The sequence below is a fragment of the Mesorhizobium sp. M0909 genome (assembly GCF_040319515.1).
In the GTDB taxonomy this organism is placed as follows: Bacteria; Pseudomonadota; Alphaproteobacteria; order Rhizobiales; family Rhizobiaceae; genus Mesorhizobium.
The window spans coordinates 86,669-103,286 of record NZ_JAMYOA010000005.1 but is presented as its reverse complement, the minus strand read 5'-3'; the positions used below and the strand labels follow the sequence as shown (position 1 = coordinate 103,286).

At 64.0% G+C, this 16,618-nt stretch carries 18 protein-coding genes and 1 pseudogene; 8 read left to right on the top strand and 11 right to left on the bottom strand.

Translation table 11 applies throughout. The annotated features are described in order from the left end of the window. Positions 1-71 precede the first annotated feature (71 nt). The 3 genes and pseudogenes from NKH83_RS09320 (at position 72) to NKH83_RS09310 (ending at position 1,735) form a co-directional block, all read left to right on the top strand. Positions 72-1,139 (top strand): glycosyltransferase family 2 protein, encoded by a 1,068-nt coding sequence (locus NKH83_RS09320; RefSeq protein WP_352803513.1) that lies wholly within the window; start codon positions 72-74, stop codon positions 1,137-1,139. Then, positions 1,126-1,400 (top strand): annotated as a pseudogene (locus NKH83_RS09315) (type II toxin-antitoxin system RelE/ParE family toxin). Before NKH83_RS09320 ends, NKH83_RS09315 begins: the two are co-directional and overlap by 14 nt. A 26-nt stretch (positions 1,401-1,426) precedes the next feature. Beyond that, positions 1,427-1,735, top strand: coding sequence for a HigA family addiction module antitoxin (locus tag NKH83_RS09310; protein WP_352455430.1), 309 nt, complete (start codon positions 1,427-1,429; stop codon positions 1,733-1,735). Between the two features lie 42 nt (positions 1,736-1,777). Here the strand turns inward: NKH83_RS09310 and NKH83_RS09305 are convergent, their stop codons facing one another. The 6 genes from NKH83_RS09305 to NKH83_RS09280 form a co-directional block, all read right to left on the bottom strand. After that, positions 1,778-2,065, bottom strand: coding sequence for a DUF982 domain-containing protein (locus NKH83_RS09305; RefSeq protein WP_352475640.1), 288 nt, complete (start codon positions 2,063-2,065; stop codon positions 1,778-1,780). Between the two features lie 88 nt (positions 2,066-2,153). Beyond that, positions 2,154-2,960, bottom strand: coding sequence for an ABC transporter permease (locus NKH83_RS09300; protein ID WP_352803510.1), 807 nt, complete (start codon positions 2,958-2,960; stop codon positions 2,154-2,156). Positions 2,961-2,964: 4 nt separating this feature from the next. Continuing rightward, on the bottom strand, positions 2,965-3,798 hold the full coding sequence (locus NKH83_RS09295) for an ABC transporter permease (protein WP_352803506.1): 834 nt from the start codon (positions 3,796-3,798) through the stop codon (positions 2,965-2,967). Positions 3,799-3,822: 24 nt separating this feature from the next. Further along, the gene (locus NKH83_RS09290; RefSeq protein WP_352475638.1) at positions 3,823-4,938 is read right to left on the bottom strand and encodes an ABC transporter substrate-binding protein; all 1,116 of its coding nucleotides are present in this window, start codon (positions 4,936-4,938) and stop codon (positions 3,823-3,825) included. Between the two features lie 67 nt (positions 4,939-5,005). Further along, positions 5,006-6,100: an ABC transporter ATP-binding protein gene (locus tag NKH83_RS09285; RefSeq protein ID WP_254819438.1), complete on the bottom strand. Its 1,095-nt coding sequence runs from the start codon at positions 6,098-6,100 to the stop codon at positions 5,006-5,008. Positions 6,101-6,386: 286 nt separating this feature from the next. After that, positions 6,387-7,274: a LysR substrate-binding domain-containing protein gene (locus NKH83_RS09280; RefSeq protein ID WP_254819437.1), complete on the bottom strand. Its 888-nt coding sequence runs from the start codon at positions 7,272-7,274 to the stop codon at positions 6,387-6,389. Positions 7,275-7,349: 75 nt separating this feature from the next. Between NKH83_RS09280 and NKH83_RS09275 the strand changes: the two genes are divergently transcribed. Next, complete coding sequence (locus tag NKH83_RS09275) at positions 7,350-8,942, top strand: zinc-binding metallopeptidase family protein (protein WP_502895559.1); 1,593 nt, start codon at positions 7,350-7,352, stop codon at positions 8,940-8,942. A 33-nt stretch (positions 8,943-8,975) separates the two neighbouring features. Beyond that, the gene (locus tag NKH83_RS09270; protein ID WP_352475635.1) at positions 8,976-9,908 is read left to right on the top strand and encodes a dimethylarginine dimethylaminohydrolase family protein; all 933 of its coding nucleotides are present in this window, start codon (positions 8,976-8,978) and stop codon (positions 9,906-9,908) included. Between the two features lie 12 nt (positions 9,909-9,920). On the opposite strand, the gene NKH83_RS09265 is transcribed toward NKH83_RS09270, so the two are convergent. Next, positions 9,921-10,928 carry an ornithine cyclodeaminase family protein gene (locus NKH83_RS09265; RefSeq protein WP_352803501.1) on the bottom strand — a complete coding sequence of 336 codons (1,008 nt, stop codon included), beginning with the start codon at positions 10,926-10,928 and terminating at the stop codon, positions 9,921-9,923. A 160-nt stretch (positions 10,929-11,088) separates the two neighbouring features. On the opposite strand from NKH83_RS09265, the gene NKH83_RS09260 reads away from it, so the two are divergent. Next, positions 11,089-11,550: an Lrp/AsnC family transcriptional regulator gene (locus NKH83_RS09260; RefSeq protein WP_352475633.1), complete on the top strand. Its 462-nt coding sequence runs from the start codon at positions 11,089-11,091 to the stop codon at positions 11,548-11,550. A 118-nt stretch (positions 11,551-11,668) separates the two neighbouring features. Here NKH83_RS09260 and NKH83_RS09255 read toward each other — a convergent pair whose 3' ends face one another. Both NKH83_RS09255 and NKH83_RS09250 read right to left on the bottom strand, forming a co-directional pair. Beyond that, the gene (locus tag NKH83_RS09255) at positions 11,669-12,052 is read right to left on the bottom strand and encodes a YybH family protein (RefSeq protein ID WP_352475632.1); all 384 of its coding nucleotides are present in this window, start codon (positions 12,050-12,052) and stop codon (positions 11,669-11,671) included. Between the two features lie 158 nt (positions 12,053-12,210). Beyond that, positions 12,211-12,960, bottom strand: coding sequence for an SDR family NAD(P)-dependent oxidoreductase (locus NKH83_RS09250; protein ID WP_352475631.1), 750 nt, complete (start codon positions 12,958-12,960; stop codon positions 12,211-12,213). 96 nt (positions 12,961-13,056) lie between these two features. Between NKH83_RS09250 and NKH83_RS09245 the strand changes: the two genes are divergently transcribed. Then, positions 13,057-13,950 carry a LysR family transcriptional regulator gene (locus tag NKH83_RS09245; protein ID WP_352475630.1) on the top strand — a complete coding sequence of 298 codons (894 nt, stop codon included), beginning with the start codon at positions 13,057-13,059 and terminating at the stop codon, positions 13,948-13,950. Between the two features lie 80 nt (positions 13,951-14,030). Here NKH83_RS09245 and NKH83_RS09240 read toward each other — a convergent pair whose 3' ends face one another. Then, positions 14,031-14,450 (bottom strand): VOC family protein, encoded by a 420-nt coding sequence (locus tag NKH83_RS09240; RefSeq protein WP_254819430.1) that lies wholly within the window; start codon positions 14,448-14,450, stop codon positions 14,031-14,033. 102 nt (positions 14,451-14,552) lie between these two features. Between NKH83_RS09240 and NKH83_RS09235 the strand changes: the two genes are divergently transcribed. Next, on the top strand, positions 14,553-15,578 hold the full coding sequence (locus tag NKH83_RS09235; protein WP_352803496.1) for an MFS transporter: 1,026 nt from the start codon (positions 14,553-14,555) through the stop codon (positions 15,576-15,578). Positions 15,579-15,664: 86 nt separating this feature from the next. Here NKH83_RS09235 and NKH83_RS09230 read toward each other — a convergent pair whose 3' ends face one another. Continuing rightward, positions 15,665-16,567 carry a sigma-70 family RNA polymerase sigma factor gene (locus tag NKH83_RS09230; protein WP_352803493.1) on the bottom strand — a complete coding sequence of 301 codons (903 nt, stop codon included), beginning with the start codon at positions 16,565-16,567 and terminating at the stop codon, positions 15,665-15,667. Positions 16,568-16,618 lie beyond the last annotated feature (51 nt).

The following is a 16,618-nucleotide window of genomic DNA, read 5'->3' as shown; positions in this document are numbered from 1 at the left end:
GGCGCTTGAAGAGGGGGCAGGCCCATGAGCGGGCCTTTGCCGAACCAAAGCAAGATGCGAGGTCAAACGCGATGCAGTCTGTCCAAAACCGGCTTCCGGTATCCATCATCATCCCGAACTACAACTATGCGCGGTTCCTCAAACGCAGCATCGACAGCGCCCTCGAGCAGGACTACGCGGATGTCGAGGTCATTGTCGTCGACGATGCATCGCAGGACAATTCCACCACAATCATGGAATCGTATCACGACGAGATCCTCGCCTGCCCGCGAGCGCAAAATGGCGGACACGCGGCGGCCTTCAACACCGGCTTCGCTGCGAGCTCGGGCAAGATCGTCCTGTTCCTCGACGCCGACGATTATCTCTATCCGACCGCCGTCTCCACCATCGTCGAGACCTGGGACGAGGCAACCGCTCAGGTCCAGTCCAGACTGCACATCGTCGACGAGGGGCAACGCATCAAGGATGTCTTTCCGCCGCCCGAACTGGCTTTCGACAGCGGCGACGTCATGCCGAAACTCCTGCACAAGGGCCGCTATCAGACGACCGTGACCAGCGGGCTCGCCTTTGACCGCGCAACACTCGAATCGATCATGCCGATACCGGAGCCGGAGTTCCGCCAGGGCGCCGACGGCTATCTGGCAACGCTGGCGCCGATGTATGGGCACGTCCAGTCCATCGACGAATGCCTCGGCGCCTATCGGATCCACGGCGCCAATCATTCGGTCTTCGGTGAAAAGCTCGCCGAGCGGGCACGCTGGCGGGTGACCCACGATTTCCGCCGCATGCAGGCGCTGTCGGACCAGGCCTCCGGGATCGGCCTGACCATCGTGCCGTCGGATGCCGTCCGCCACGATCCGGTCCATCTGGAAGAGCGGCTGGCATCGCTTTGCGCGGACAGAGACCGACACCCCGTGGCCGACGATTCCCGGCTGGCGCTCGGGGCGGCCGGCGCCGTCGCCAGCCTCGAAATGACCGCATCCTTGCGGCGGCGTGCGATCCTTGCCGCCTGGTTCCTGTCGGTCGGGGTGTTGCCGCGGAAAATGGCGACGGCGGTGCTGTCGTGGAAGCTTGACGCATCGTCGAGGCCGGCATTTTTGAGCCGCCTGTCCAAGAGAATCCGTCATGCGATGGGTTAAGCACAAGGCGCTGGCGGACCTCTTTCAAACCGGAAAGACCGGAAAGATCGACGCCAAGATGCATAAGCGCATCCTTGTCCGGCTTGACCGTTTGGAAGTCTCGGAAAGGCCTGACGACATGGACCTGCCCGGCTTCGACTTCCACGCTTTGAAGGGCTTTAACCCGACCCGCTACACGGTGCATGTCAACGGGCCGTGGTGCATCCATTTGAATTCGACGCCAATGATGCTGTCCGCGTCGATCTCGAACAGTACCATTGAGACGGCTTAGATTGGAGAAATCGATTATGAGCGTGTATGAGCCGATGCGTCCGATGGAGCGCTGCCCATCCCACCCCGGGGCGTTGCTCGACGACATTATCCCGGCAACCGGCAAGACCAAGGTGGAAATCGCCAATCTGCTCGGAATCTCGCGCCAGCAGCTTTACGACATCATCCGCGAAAAGAAGCCGGTGTCGCCGGCTGTTGCGGCGCGCCTTGGAAAGATGTTCGGCGACGGCGCCGCGATCTGGCTCAGGATGCAGGCCGCTTACGATGCGTGGCACGCGGAGCGCGAGGTCGACGTCAGCGCCATTCCAAGGCTCCATGCTGCCTGAGATGCGATAGATCGGCCGAACCACCGAGGCTCTCATAATCGATCACGGTCCCGCCTGCCTGGACCGGTCCTGCGGTTCGACGGCTCGCTCGACCAGGACGTGCGCCTCCCGCGCGGCCTCGATGAACGCGTCCCTGGCGGCTTCGGTCCAGCGATCGTCGCTCATGGCGCGGCGGCATGTGCGCAGTGCCAAGCCGTGTTTGGCGCTGCCGGCGTCACGCCAGTGGGCTTCCAGCAACTCGACAGCCTGACGTGCGTTGGAAATGTTGCGGATATCTCCCACGATGCCGACCGCAACCGCAACCGGCTTGGAAAACCATCCTTGGTTCATGGCGAAGCCTTCGACGTGTTGAACTACCTATAACGAAAATCGTAGCGCAAGGTTTCATTTGCGCCAGTCACCACGGCGTGAGGCGCGTCTACTGCGCCGCGCGCAGCCTGACCACGACGCTGCGCGCCACAAGCACCAGCACGGTGATGACGATCAGGATCACCGAGAGCGCTGCGATCGCCGGGTCGATGTTGTCGCGCAGGCCCATCCACATTAGCCGCGGCAGCGTGATGGCGTTGACCGAGGTGATGAACAGGGTGACGCCGATCTCTTCCCAGGACAGCACGAAGGAGAGCAGTGCTGCGGTGACGATGCCGAACTTGATGTTGGGCATGATGATGCGGGTGGCGCGCTCCCATACGGTCGCGCCGAGGCCGCGGGCGGCGAGGTCGATGCGGCGGTCGAGCTGGCTGAGCGACACCAGGATCAGCACCGTGGCGAAGGGCACCGTCATCACCGCATGCGCCATGGCGACACCCAGCCAGGTGTCGTAGCCGAAGAACGAGCTGACGCCGGAGATCGAGGTCAGCAGGAAATAGAGCGTGATTGCCGAGACCACCGGCGGCACCACCATCGGCAGCAGCACGAAGCCGACGAGAGCGGCGGTGAAGCGCGGCTGGAACATCCAGACGCCGAGGCTGAAGCACAGTGCCAGCACCGTGGAAAAGGCGCTGCTGACTATGCCGATCCTGATCGAGAGCAGGATCGAATTGATCCAGCGCGGATCCTCGATCAGCGCCCGGTAATGACGCAGCGACAGTTCGCCCGACGGCATCGCCAGCATGCGGCTCGGCGTCAGCGACACCGGGATGACGGCGAGCAGCGGCAGCAGCAGGAAGAGCGCGACCAGGGCGGCGAGGATCAGCGAGACGGGACCGGGGCGGTAGGTCGGCATCGCACTACACCAATTGCTTCGGTCTGATATAGCGGAAAAGCAGCGCCATCAGCGCGCCGACGAACAGCACCAGCACCACGCTGATCGCCGCGCCCAGGCCCCAGTCCGGGCTCTGGAAGATGCGGAGATAGATCAGCTCGGCGATCATCACGCTGCGGCCGCCGCCGAGGATCGCCGGCGTCACGAAGAAGCCGAGCGAAAAGACGAAGACGATGAGCGCCGAGCCGATGATGCCGGAGCGGGTCATCGGCACGAACACCGACCAGAAGGTGCGCATGCGGCTGGAGCCGAGGCCGCGCGCCGCCAGCAGCACACGGTCGTCTAGGCTTCGCATCGAAGAGGCCAGTGGAAACACCGCGAAGGGGATGAGGAAATGTGTCATGCCGACGATAACGCCGAACTCGTTGCGCACCAGAGCCAGCGGCTCCGAGATGAAGCCGACCGCCTGCAGCCAGGTGTTGATCAGGCCGCGATTGGACAAAAGCGCCACCCAGCCGAAGGCGCGCGTCAGAACTGAGATCCAGAACGGCACCAGGATGCAGAACTCGGCCACGACGCGCTGCACCGGCTTGCCGCGCACCCAGACAACGGTGATGGCGTAGGCGGCGGCAACCGAAACGATCGTCACGATCGCGGCGATGCGCAGCGTGCGGATGAAGACCGACTGCACCAACTGATCCGTGAGCAGCGCATTGTACTGCCCCAGCCCCGGCGTGGGCAGCGTAAAACTCCATTTGACCACGCCGAGGAATGGCCAGGCGTAAGCCAGCACAAGAAAGAGGAGCAGCGGCGCCATCAACAGCGCCGCGCCTATCCTGTCGGAGAGGTGTGCTCTCATCTCGCCCCCGATCATCCCGGCTTGTCAGGCGGAGATGATCTTCGTGTATTCGTCGAGTGCCGCACCGTAGTTCTTGGCGTACCAATCCATGTCGAGCGGGATCTGCTTCTTCATGTTCTCGGGATCGACGGGGTTGATGCGCTTCTTGTCGGCGGGGATCAGCGCGTCGGCGGCCGGATTGGCCGGACCCTGGCCGAGCTTGTCGAACATGATGAGTTCCTTCTCCGGGTCCTGGGTGCTGGCGATGAACTTCATCGCCGCGTCCTTGCCGCCGGGATTGCCCTTTAGCACGGCGAGCGCGCCGGGCGAGATCAGGCCCTGGTCCCAGATGAACTTGATCTTGCCGCCGGAATCCTGCTCGATGAGCGAAGCCCGGGTCGACCAGACGATCGCCATCGAGGCCTCGCCATTGAGCAGCACGCTCTGGCTTTCGGCGCCGCCACCCCAATAGGCAACGACGTTCTCCTTGAAGGCTGCGATCTTGTCATGCGCGCGCTTGAGGTCGAGCGGATAGAGCGAGGCCGGAGCGATGCCGTCGGCAAGCAGTGCCGCTTCCCAGCTCGACACGCCCCATTTGTAGAGCGAGCGCTTGCCGGGGAATTTTGCCACGTCGAAGAAGTCGGCCATGCCGGTCGGTGCCTGACTGCCGTATTTCTCGGCATCGTAGGCGATGACATAGGAGAAGAAATAGGTCGAGGCCGCGTATTCCCAGCCGAATCCCGGCCGCATCTTCTTCTTGTCGACGATCGAATAATCGATCGGCTCGAGCATGCCTTGCGCGCCGAGCGTGATGGCCGAGAACGGATCGACGTCGACCAGGTCCCAGGTCGGCGCGCCGCTCTTGAACTGCGCCGCGATCGCGCCTTCGGTCGGGCCGGAGCCGTCCATCTTGACGGTGATGCCGGTCTCCTTGGTGAAGGCCTGGCCATAAGCCGCGTCATAGGCGGTGATGGCGTCGCCGCCCCAGTTGACCAGCACCAGTTCCTTCGCCGCGGCAAAGGCGCCGGTCGAGCGCAGCAGCATCGGCGTGCCGGCCAGCACCAGCCCTGCCAGCTGCGTGAACTGCCGGCGCGAGATCTCCCCGCGCACTGCCCTGGCGGACAGCGCCTCGATGGAATTTTTCTTGGTTTGATTTGTCATGTCAGTTCCCCTTTTTTGTTGTTGGTATTTCCTGAAAGTCAGCTTGGCGAATTCGCCACGCCGATCGTCATTGTCCTCCGTCCGGAAGGAGAAAGCCTTTCTCCGCCGGCCAAGTCAGCCACACGGAATTGCCCTTGCTGAGCGCGGAAGCGGCAACCTCGTTCGGCACCGAGACCGTCACCTTGGCGCCTTGGCGCGTCGTCAGATCGAGCCGCGTCGCAGCGCCGAGATAGGTCGAGGCGACGGCAGTCGCGGCAATACCGTTCTCGCCCGCTGCCGCCTCGCGTGCGATCGACATGTATTCGGGCCGGATCGCCAGGATGGCGTCGCCACGGACCTTCTCGGCCTTGCAGCGCATGCTGATCGCGCGGTCTTCGCAAAGGCCGGTCGAGCCATTGTCGGCCGGGCGCACGCCCTTCAGCGGCAGCATGTTGATCTCACCCAGGAACTCGGCGACGAAGCGGTTGTCGGGCCGGTCGTAGACCTCGTCGGGCGCGCCGACCTGCAGCAATTTGCCATGGTTGAAAATGGCGACCCGAGACGACAACGCCAACGCCTCGCTCTGGTCATGGGTAACGAAGACGAAGGTGGTGCCGGTCTCCTGGTGCAGCCGCTTCATCTCGGCCTGCATCTGGCCGCGCAGGCCCTTGTCGAGTGCCGAAAACGGCTCGTCAAGCAAAAGCACGCCCGGCTCGAAGACCAGTGCGCGCGCCAGCGCCACCCGCTGCTGCTGCCCGCCGGACAATTGCGACGGCAGTTTCTTTTCGTGGCCCTTGAGCCCGACGCGCTCGATCATTTCGCCGACGCGGCGCTTGATCTCGGCCGCCGATTTCTTTCGCACCTTGAGCGGGAAGGCGATATTGGCCTCGACGCTCATATGCGGGAACAGTGCGTAGCCTTGGAAAACCATGCCGGCGGCGCGCTGCTCGGCCGGCCGCTCGGTGATATCGACGCCGTCGCTGTAAAGGCGACCGTCGGTCGGCTGAATGAAGCCGGCAAGGATCATCAGGAAGGTGGTCTTGCCGGAACCGGAGGGGCCGAGCAAGGTAAGGAACTCGCCACGGCCGATATCGAGCGTCAGATCGTCCAGCGCACGGAACGAGCCGAAGCTCTTGCCGATCCCGATTGCCTTGATCTCTGCGGCCCGGCCGGGTTGCTGCATCCTGCCCTTTCCTTAGCGTAGGCGAAATCGTAGGCAGGGCGGCGGCTTACCGCAACCGAATAGTTTTCGCCTGATCGGCAAATTTGATTCATCTATGCGCCAATCTCCCCTCGAGGAGATGTCGCCGAAGGCGACAGAGGGGGTCCGTCTCGCGTGAAGCGCCAACTTCCTCTTTCTTCGAAAGTCAGACCGGGCCGACTCTTACTTCGAAAATCAGACCGGGCCGAGCCCAGCCAAGCGACCCCCTCTGGCCGCTTCGCGGCCATCTCCCCCTCAAGGGGGGAGATTAACGCTGGTTCTCCGACAGCTTCGACCTCAGCCACCGCCCAAACGCCTCCAGCACCGGATGCGCCGCCTTGGCATGTTCCGAGACCAGAAAATATGAGCGCGGGGAATTGATCGCTATGTCGAAGGGGCGCACCAGCCGGCCTTCGCTCAGTGCCCGGCCGCTGGTCAGTTCGTCGCCCATGGCGATGCCCTGGCCGGCGATCGCCGCCGAAAAGACCAGGTTCATGTCGGAAAAGAAGATGCCGCCTTCCGGGTCGGGGTTCTCGACCTTGGACAGCGCCAGCCAACGCGCCCAGTCCTCGGTGTCACCGAGATGCAGGAGATTGGCGCGCAGCACGTCTGCCGGCTTGGAGAAGCCGCCGATCTTGTTGAGCAGCGTCGGGCTGCACAGCGGCGTGAACGAGATTTCGCACAACAGCTCGACCGCGCGGTTCGGCCAGTTGCCGACGCCAAAGGCGATGAAGGCGTCGGCCTCGGCATTGCTGACGTCATCGAGGCGGCGCGGCGTCAGGATGCGGAGCGCGACATCGGGATACATCTGCCGGAATTCGCCAATGTGAGTGCACAGGAAAAGCGAGGCGAAGCCGGGGGTGCAACTGACGCTGAACGAACCGCCGACGCCGGTGCCGGCATGGCGCGTCACCGCGTCACCCAACACCGTCAGCGCCTTGCGCACGTCGCTGGCATAGCGCTGGCCGCGCGGCGTGAGCGCCACGCCCTTGCCGATGCGTTCGAGCAGATCGAAGCCGAGATCGCGTTCGAGCAGGCGCAATTGATGGCTCACCGCACTGCGGGTCAGATGCAGTTCGTCGGCGGCGCGCCAGACGCTGCCGTGGCGGGCAAAACTGTCGAGGGCGCGCAGCGCCTGCGTCGAGGGAATTCTCAAGAGGTGAACCGAATTTGCATGAGCCGGTAAAACATATCACTTTTTGGCGGGGCGCTTCACTGCTTTCTTTCCGCCATGGAGAAACCGATGACCTCGGCACAAGCGACCGCGCTTGCCTGTCTGGACGACATCCAGCCTTCCCTGTCGGCGTGGACGCGGACCATCTTCGACTTCGGCGAGACCGCCTGGCGCGAATACCAGTCGGCCGCCTGGTATGTAGAGCAGTTGAAGCACGAAGGCTTTTCGGTCGAGGAAGGCTCCGGCGGTATGCCAACGGCCTTCTGCGCCCATTGGATCAACGGGACCGGCCCGACGATCGGCATGTATGCCGAATACGACGCGGTGCCGGGCAATTGCCAGGATGCGGCGACGGTGAAGCGACCGCGTTCGGGCCTCGGCGAACAGGCGGGCGGCCACACCGATCCACATTCCGGCCTCGGCATTGCCAGCCTCGGCGGGCTGCTGGCGACCAAGGCTGCGATGCAGCGCCACGGCATATCAGGCACGCTGCGCTTCACCGGCGAGCCGGCGGAGAAGGTGCGCGGGTCAAAGCCGATCCATGCCGCGAAGGGCTATTACGATGGGCTGGCGGGCATGATCTCCTTCCATCCTTTTTACATGCTGCCGCTCTGCAACACGGCGCGCTGGGACACGCATTGCGGTGCGGCCTATGCGATGATCCACCGCTTCATCTGTGACGAGCCGGAACATTGGGCGAGGGCGGCAGGCACCGCAGCACCCATCCCGCAGGCGCATTCGGCGGTCAGGGCGCCCGGCGCCAACGACGCGCTCATGATGATGTACATGGCGTCCAAGGCGCTGCGCGATTCCATGCTGCCGCATCAGGGCGGCTGGTCGATCAGCGAGGCGATCCTGACGGCGGGCCAGGCGACCGCCGACAATCTGCCGGCCGGGCTGGCCGAGATCCAGTACATGATCCGCGCGCCGACGCTTGCTATGGCCGAGCAGGTCACCGCCATGCTCGACCGCAATGCTGAAGCCGCAGCCAGGATGAGCGGCTGCCGCCATGAGCGGCACTGGGTGTCGAAGTCGCGGCCGGGGCTGGCCAATCACGTCATGGCCGGCATTGCCTTCAACGCGCTGGCGGCGGTCGGGCCGCCGCGCTGGGGCGAGACGGCCAAGGCGATCGCCCGCGAGATCCAGGTCAATGCCGGCGGCGAGGCGAGCGACGAACCGTTCATCGCCGAGCTGGAGCGGCTGATTGCGCCGCAGGATGCAGAGGCGCTGCTGCGTCGCGACCTGCCGCCATCGCAGCTCAATTCGACTTCCGACGACTATACGGATATGTCGTGGCATGCGCCGACGGCGCGGTTCTATGTCGCCCGCCCGGCCCTGCGCTCGGAGAATGGTCACGCCTATCCGGGCTGGGCGATGAATGCGCTGGGCGGCATTTCTGCCACCATCGACCCGATGGTCATCTGCGCCGCAAAGACCATTGCGCTCGCGGCACTTCGCTTGTTGGAAGACGAGGCTGCGCGCGACGCGGCGATGGACGAATTCGTCGCCCGAACCGGCGGTGGCATCGGCGGCTCGAACTGGATCGCCCCACTCTGCGACTACGATCCGCCGATCGGATTTCGCTGGCCGGAATACATCACCACCCCGCGCGGACGGGATTGGTGGATACCAAGCAACCAAGCCGCATGATCAACCAGCCGCCCCCATCACGAGGAGAGACCCATGACCGTCCATGACCGCATCGTCGCCGAGCCGTTTTCGCTGCAGCGCCGCAACCCGGCGGGCGGCACCAAGCCGTTGACCGCCTGGGGTTTCGCCAACGAGACCGACGTGCTGACCGACGTGCTGCTCGGCTCGCCGAATTTCCTGCGCCATCTCTCGACCAGCTCGCTGTCGCGAAAACATCTGCGCGAGGCGCCTTGCAACCTCCAGATCGCGCAGGCACAGCACAAGGACCTGGTCGCCGCCTATGAGCATTTCGGCGTCAACATCCACTGGCACGAGCCGACGCCGGAGCTGCCGATGCAGGTCTATTCGCGCGATTCGAGCGTCATGACGCCGTACGGCGCCATTATCACCGCGATGGCCCAGTGGTGGCGGCGCGGCGAGAACTACGCAGCGATCCGCACCTATGAGAAGCTCGGCATCCCGATCTACGACATGGTCACCGCCGGCACCTTCGAAGGCGGCGACTTCAATGTCATCGAGGATGGCGTGGTGCTGATCGGCTGCGGCGGCGCCCGCACGCAGGAGGAGGGCGCCCGTCAGGTGCAGGCCTGGTTCGACAAGGAGGGCTGGGAGACACGCATCGCCTTCATCGACGAATATTACGTCCATATCGACCTGATGGTGGTGCCGATCGCTGAGAAACTGACCGCCGTCTGCCTTGCCTGTACGGAGCCCGGCATCGTCGACTGGCTGAAGGGCAAGGGCCACGAGATCATCGACGTGCCGTTCCAGGACACGATGGCGCTCGGCTGCAACTTCATGTCGCTGGGCAAGGACAGGGTGATCGCGCCGACTGCGAGCCAGACGCTGATCGGCCAGCTCAAAGCGCGCGGCTTCGAGGTGGCGGCCATCGACATGAGCGAAATCTCGAAGACCGGCGGCGGCATCCACTGCATGGCACAGGCATTGAAGCGCGAGCCTGCGTGAGGCGGCACGCGCCTACAGCACGACGAGCTTTCCCTTGCGCAGACGCCGGGCGCAGCGATAGGCGAGGTTGGCGGCGACCATGTCTTCCATCGCAATGCCCATCGCCTTGTAGGTGGTGATCTGCTGATCCGAAACGCGGCCCGGCGCGCGGTCGAGCAGCATGGCGCCAAGCTCGGTGCCGAAATCCGGGTCGAAGCCGGCAAGCTCGCAGGAACCGACCGGGGTCGGTTTGAATGCATCCTTGGTTTCGACAAAAAGACTGGATTTGGCGATGAGCTCGATCGGCATTTCACCGCGGGGCGGCGCCACCCCGACCGACGAGACATGCGTGCCCGGCTGGACCCAGCCTGCGTCGATCACCGGCTGATAGGAGTGGGTCGCCAGGCACACCACGTCGGAACTGCGCACTGCCGCCTCGAGGTCGGCGACCGCCACCACCGACGGGTGCAGCCGGGCAAGCGCTGCCGCATCGTCGAAGCTCTTCGAAGCGACGCGGATTTCGGTAAAGTCCCGCACCAGCGGCAACAAATGCAGATGCTGGTTGGCCTGCACGCCGGCGCCGACCACTGTCGCTATCCTGGCATCCCGGCGGGCAAGCGCGCGCACCGACAGCACGGCGGAGCCGGAGGTTCGCACCGCGGTTATGAAGGTGCCGTCCATGATGCAGACCGGCAGGCCGGACAGCGGATCGAACAGGCTGATGGTGGCGAGGTGGCTGGGCAGGTTCTTGGCCAAGTTGCCTTCGAAGACATTGACGATCTTGACGGTCAGGTTCATGCCTTCCATCCAGGCCGGCATGGCGAGGCTGTAGCCGGCTGCGGGGATGTCGAGCTGTGGCCGGGGTGGATTGACGACCTTACCTTGTGACAGCGCCTTGAAGCCGTCTTCCAGACCATCGAGAAGCTGGCTGAGGTCGATGCACGCCATCACGTCGGCTTCGCTCAGCACCAGGATCTCGGTCGCTCCCTTGCTGATTTCCGCCGCACTCTTGCCGGCTGGACTGAACGCTTCCTTGGTCATCCCGCACTCCCTTTGTTCGTCGAAATCGGCTCACCACGTTTGCTTCGCGTGGGTGAGGGAAGTGCAAGCTATTGCGAGGTTTCATGTAATGAAATACGTTGATTTTGGCATCTCTGCGTGAAATCAACACATAAATCCCTGAGATAGAGTGGATTGTGAAATGGACGACCTCGACCAGATAGACCGCAGCTTGCTCCGGCTGCTGCAGGAGGACGGGCGCCGGACGACGCTTGATCTGGCCGGGCGTATCGGGCTGTCGCCGACCGGAACCAGCCAGCGGGTGAAGCGCCTGTTCCGCGACGGGTTCATCACCGCGGTCAGAGCCGTACTCGATCCGCGCAAGGTCGGCCGGGGAACGCTGGTGTTCATCGAGGTCCGGCTTGACCACACGGCGCCGCATGTCTTTGACCGTTTTGCCGAAGCCGTGGCGAAAGCCCCGGAGGTTCTGGAGTGCCATATGGTGATTGGCGGCTTCGACTATCTGGTCAAGGCACGGATCGCCGATATGGCGGTGTTCCAGGATTTCCTGCAGCGGATCATCCTGCCGCTGCCGGGTGTGCGCGAAACGCACACTTTCGCTTCCATCGCCGATGTCAAGCCGAACGCCCTCTTGCCCGTGTGATCAGGTAGAGGAGGAACACTGTTCAGGGCCGCTTGCATCGCATCCTCGCCATCTTATCGGTCCCCCTTGGCCGCTCTCCCTTTGCCCGCCTTCCGGTGCACGATGCCGGAGACCGGCGCTAGCCTTGCGCAGTCAGCAGGTTCGCGTCGCGCGCGAGCCGCCACTCACCGTCTGGCTCCTTACGCAGGAGCGTCAGTGCATATCCCGATCGATGGACCGGCTCGCCATTCGGCGGGGTCGCCGTCATGTCGATGCGGCTGCGGATGAAGGCCCAATTGCCGAGAAGCTGTAATTCCACGATATCGCTGGTGCCGTCGATATGAACGCCGGCCGTCTCCCGCGCGGCTGCCGCGAAGATCTCCTTATCGAAGGGTTCCCGGCCGGGAACCATGAAGATCGCGTCGTCCGTCATCAAGCTGAGGACGGTCGCGATGTCCCCACGCTTGCTCGCATCCATCCACGTCCCGACCAGCTTTCGGATTGCTTTTTCGTCGCCCGTCATACGTTACCTCCCTGGCATCTCGCGGTCATCGATAGTGCACGGCGCTCCGCCTCGCCGAAACATAGGGCTTGGATTACTGTCGTCACCGATTGCGGTGTTCCTCGATGTCGCGCGGCGTGGGGCATGGTCCATGAAACGGCGTGGTCCGCGCTCGATGCCTACCGCCAGCCCCCCGAGGCGGTAATGCGTTCGCCGGTCAGCCAGGACGCCTCGTCAGAGGCGAGGAACACCGCGACGCGAGCGACGTCGTCGGGCCGACCGAAACGGCCGAGCGGGGTCATGGCGACGATCTGTTTTTCGAAGTCGCTGCCGACGATGCCGATACGCTCGAGGCCTTCGGTGTCGACGCCGCCGGGCGCAATGGCGTTGACGCGGATATTGCGGGCGCCGAGTTCCCGCGACATCGACAGCGTTATCGTGTCCACCGCGCCCTTGGTGGCGGCATAGACGAGCGAGTTCGGCTGCGGATTGCGGCTGGCGACCGAGCTTATGTTGATGATGCTGCCGCCGCTCGGGCCAAAATGGCTCACTGCTGCTTGCGTGGTCAGAATGATGCCTAGCACATTGGTGTCGAACTCACGGTGGAACTCGGCCTCCGTCACCGCTTCCAGCGGCTCGAATGCGAAGACACCGGCATTGTTGACCAATATGTCGAGCCCGCCGAACTCCGACTTCGCCGCCTCGAACAGGCGGCGCACGTCGGCCGATTGCGATACGTCGCCCTGGACGGCGACGGCGCGGCCGCCACGGTCCTCGATCTCCGCGACGACACGGTCGGCGCCTTCCCGTGACGAGGCGTAGTTGACGACCACCGCGGCACCGGCCGTGGCAAGGCCCTTGGCAATGGCGGCGCCGATACCCTTGGACGCGCCGGTGACGATGGCGACCTTGCCGTTCAGCTTGCTCATCAATCTCTCCTTTGTCGACGATGAGCGGTATTTAATGATGATCAAAAAGCGTATTAGGATCATCGTGATCCATTCTTTCGTGCCTGGAATTCCGGAATGACCACCATCCTCGAAAAGACCGCCGGTCTCGTCGCCTTCGTCCGAACCGTCGATGCCGGCTCATTCCATGCCGCCAGCCGGCTGGTCGGCTCGAGCCCATCGGCGGTGTCGAAAAGCGTGGCACGGCTCGAGCGGCGGCTCGGGGTCAGGCTGATCCAGCGCTCGACGCGTCGGCTCGGGCTCACCAGCGAAGGCCTCGCCTACTACGAGCGGGTGGCGCCGCTGCTCAGGGCCCTGGACGATGCCGAAGACATCGTTCAGGTGGCCGATACGGCGCGCGGCCTGCTGCGCGTTACAGCGCCGGTCGAGCTCGGGCGCGGCCTCATCGCGACATGGGCGCAGGCGTTCCTTGCGCAGCATGGCGAAGTGAAGGTCGAGCTCAGCGTCACCGACCGTCACGCCGATCTGATCCGCGAAGGCTATGACGTTGCCGTGCGCATGGGGGCGCTGTCGGACACTGGGCTGGTTGCCCGCAAGATCGCCAATCTGCCGATCGTGCTGGTGGCCTCGCCGGCGTATGTCGAGCGGCGCGGCCGTCCGGCATCGGTCGAGGATCTGGCGAACCATGACTTCATCCGCTACCAGATGGCCGGCCGGCCCTATCCGGTCACCTTTGCCGACAGTACGATGATCGTCCCGGATGGGCGGCTCGATACCGATGATGGCGGCGCCATCCGCAATGCAGCACTTGCCAGTGCGGGAATAGCGCATCTGATGCGGTTTGCGGTGCAGGGCGATCTCGACGCGGGCCGCTTGGTCCGCATCCTGCCCGAGGTGGCGATGCCGACCATGCCGGTGCACATCGTCCATGCCTACGGGCGGCAGCTACCGGTCCGGGCGCGGCTGTTCGTAGACTTTCTGGTGGGCCAAATGGCGGCGCTGACGCGATAGGGCAGACGCGGTCTGACGCAAGCACCCAGGTTTGGCAGAGACCAACCGTGCCGGCCGGTGCGAACCACCTTTACCGGAAGCTAGAAGGTGATCTTCACTGAATCGGCGCTGCGTTTGGCCGGGCCGTGGTGGACGGCCTCGATATTGTTGCCGTCGGGATCGAGCAGGAAGGCGGCGTAATAGCCGGGATGGTAGGATCGCTCGCCCGGCGCACCATTGTCGGTGCCGCCGGCCTCAAGCCCGGCCTTGTAGAAGGCTTCGACCATCGCACGGTCCTTTGCCTGGAAGGCAAGGTGATGGCGCCCGGTCAGCTTTCCCAGGGCCGCCGGGCTGTCGGGGCTGGAAATGAACAGTTCGTCGGCCCAGAAATAATCATCGCCGGCGCCACCGATCGGTATGTCGAGCACGTTGAGAACAGCCTCGTAGAAGCGGCGGCTGGCCTTGAGATCCCTGACCACCAGGTGGAGGTGGTCGATGAGACGGCCGCGATGAAGTTCCATACCCGATAGCTCCTGATGGCCAGGCTGGAAATCTAGCTCGGGACGATGCACGGTCAATGCATTGGAGCAGTTGAGCGGCGCAATTTTCTGACTGGATAAAAAATGCAACCGGATTGTCGGATTCAAAACATCTCCAACGTCCTTCGGACGCAAGCGGCTCGGCGAAGCTCGAAAAGGTCGTGCCGTATCAACGCCAGCCGCACCGGTTCGCTGCTCGTTTTCCAGTTGGCCTACGGCGTGCTCGTCGGCCTCGCGGCAAGCGCCTTCTTCGCGCCGATGATCGCGCTGACCTCCGCCTGGTTCGACACGAACCGCAGCCTCGCCGTCTCGCTGGTCTCGGCCGGCATGGGCGTGGCGCCAATGACCATCTCGCCCTTCGCGCGCTGGCTGATTTCGGCCTACGACTGGCGCACCGCGATGTTCGACATCGGCATAACCGCGTGGGTGCTGCTTCTGCCGGCCGCGTTTCTGGTGCGCCAGCCGCCCAAGCCCGCGGCCGAAGGCGCTGCCCCAAGCGTTGCCGCCGAGGGTGCCGGCATGACGGTTCCGCAGGCGCTGCGCTCGCCGCAATTCATCGTGTTGGGACTGACCTTCTTTGCCTGCTGCGCGGCCCATTCCGGGCCGATCTTCCACATGGTGAGCTATGCGATGCTGTGCGGCATCGCGCCGATGGCAGCGGTCAGCATCTACAGCATCGAGGGCCTGGCAGGGCTGGGTGGCCGGCTGCTTTACGGCGTGCTTGCCGATCGGCTGGGCGTCAAGCCGGTGCTGATCACCGGGCTGGCTATACAGGCCGTGGTCATCGCAGCCTATCTTGCGGTCAGCGAGCTTGGTCAATTCTACACGCTGGCCGTCATCTTCGGCGCGACCTATGGCGGCGTCATGCCGCTCTATGCGGTGCTGGCGCGCGAATATTTCGGCCAGCGCATCCTCGGCACGGTATTCGGTGCCGTAACCATGCTGTCCAGCCTCGGCATGGCTTTCGGCCCGCTCGCCGGCGGCATGGTGTTCGATGCCTATGCCAGCTATTCCTGGCTGTTCATCGGCTCGGCCCTTGTCGGGCTTGGCGCGATGGCGATTGCGATCGCCTTCCCGCCGCTGCCGCGCAGGGAGTTGCAACCGGCTTAAAGCAGGATCGACGAAAGGGCGGCCGCTTGGACGGCAAGCGGCCGCGATGCTGGCAGTGGTTGTTCGGCATTATGAAACACGAATTGCTATGCCCGCAGAGGCACTACTTCGGCGCCATCAAGCGTGTAGCGCGCATAGCGGAAATCGCGAATTCTCGCCAATCTGTCGCCCGCCCACTCCAGCAGGATAAAGTATTTTGCCCCTCCGGCCGGGTCATCCGGATCGATCACCAGAATGGCTGGGTGCCGATCGACCAGGCCTGGAAGCAGTTGCCAATCGTGGATACCCGCGTAATTGTGGAAGTATCGGCCCACTTTCGCGCGGCCGCTCGCCCGGAGCCGGTTGACGAGGTCAAGCCGCACGTCTTCGGCCAGCATGTCGCGGATCGCATCGAAGTCGCGGCCGTTGAACCGATCTACGTAGGCTGCCAGACGCGCCCGCTCGGGCTCTGCCAACACCGGCACAGGCCGATCGTCAGGCTCGCCGGCGACCTCGCGCAGGCGCAGACGGCCGCGATGAAGCGCGGCTTTCACCGCCGGAACGCTGCTGTCGATAATGTTGCCGATTTCTTCGATCGTATAGCCGAGCACATCCATGAGGATGACGCTGCTACGCTGCGCCGCGGGCAGCCGCATGAAGGTCTGCAGGCTTGCGGCTGCAGTGTGTCGGCCCTCGGCCGACATGCCGGGGTCAGGTATCATGTCGATATCCTCGACGGCATGCGTGGCATCCGCCCTGGCGCGACGGCGCAGGTGGTCGAGCGCGGCATTGTGCGCGATGCGGAATAGCCAGCCCTCGACATTGGCTATCGGCCCGGTCCCGGGGAACGCCTCGAGCGCCTTGACCGTAGCTTCCTGAACGACATCCTCGGCATCGATCACCGAACCGGTCATGCGGGCGCAATAACGGTGCAGTTTCGGGCGCAATTCGCCGAGCAGCCGGTCAAATGGCTCCCGTCCTTCTGGCGTGCCGATTGCGGATCCGGTCATCGCACAAGCGTCGATTTCATGCGTATCTCCCAGGCAGAGGCGCCCGCCATC

Coding starts and splice junctions, on each gene's coding strand:
- NKH83_RS09320 (WP_352803513.1), top strand. CDS start 72: ATGCAGTCTGTCCAAAACCGGCTTCCGGTATCCATCATCATCCCGAAC.
- NKH83_RS09310 (WP_352455430.1), top strand. CDS start 1,427: ATGAGCGTGTATGAGCCGATGCGTCCGATGGAGCGCTGCCCATCCCAC.
- NKH83_RS09305 (WP_352475640.1), bottom strand. CDS start 2,065: ATGAACCAAGGATGGTTTTCCAAGCCGGTTGCGGTTGCGGTCGGCATC.
- NKH83_RS09300 (WP_352803510.1), bottom strand. CDS start 2,960: ATGCCGACCTACCGCCCCGGTCCCGTCTCGCTGATCCTCGCCGCCCTG.
- NKH83_RS09295 (WP_352803506.1), bottom strand. CDS start 3,798: ATGAGAGCACACCTCTCCGACAGGATAGGCGCGGCGCTGTTGATGGCG.
- NKH83_RS09290 (WP_352475638.1), bottom strand. CDS start 4,938: ATGACAAATCAAACCAAGAAAAATTCCATCGAGGCGCTGTCCGCCAGG.
- NKH83_RS09285 (WP_254819438.1), bottom strand. CDS start 6,100: ATGCAGCAACCCGGCCGGGCCGCAGAGATCAAGGCAATCGGGATCGGC.
- NKH83_RS09275 (WP_502895559.1), top strand. CDS start 7,350: ATGGAGAAACCGATGACCTCGGCACAAGCGACCGCGCTTGCCTGTCTG.
- NKH83_RS09270 (WP_352475635.1), top strand. CDS start 8,976: ATGACCGTCCATGACCGCATCGTCGCCGAGCCGTTTTCGCTGCAGCGC.
- NKH83_RS09265 (WP_352803501.1), bottom strand. CDS start 10,928: ATGACCAAGGAAGCGTTCAGTCCAGCCGGCAAGAGTGCGGCGGAAATC.
- NKH83_RS09260 (WP_352475633.1), top strand. CDS start 11,089: ATGGACGACCTCGACCAGATAGACCGCAGCTTGCTCCGGCTGCTGCAG.
- NKH83_RS09255 (WP_352475632.1), bottom strand. CDS start 12,052: ATGACGGGCGACGAAAAAGCAATCCGAAAGCTGGTCGGGACGTGGATG.
- NKH83_RS09250 (WP_352475631.1), bottom strand. CDS start 12,960: ATGAGCAAGCTGAACGGCAAGGTCGCCATCGTCACCGGCGCGTCCAAG.
- NKH83_RS09245 (WP_352475630.1), top strand. CDS start 13,057: ATGACCACCATCCTCGAAAAGACCGCCGGTCTCGTCGCCTTCGTCCGA.
- NKH83_RS09240 (WP_254819430.1), bottom strand. CDS start 14,450: ATGGAACTTCATCGCGGCCGTCTCATCGACCACCTCCACCTGGTGGTC.
- NKH83_RS09235 (WP_352803496.1), top strand. CDS start 14,553: ATGCAACCGGATTGTCGGATTCAAAACATCTCCAACGTCCTTCGGACG.
- NKH83_RS09230 (WP_352803493.1), bottom strand. CDS start 16,567: ATGACCGGATCCGCAATCGGCACGCCAGAAGGACGGGAGCCATTTGAC.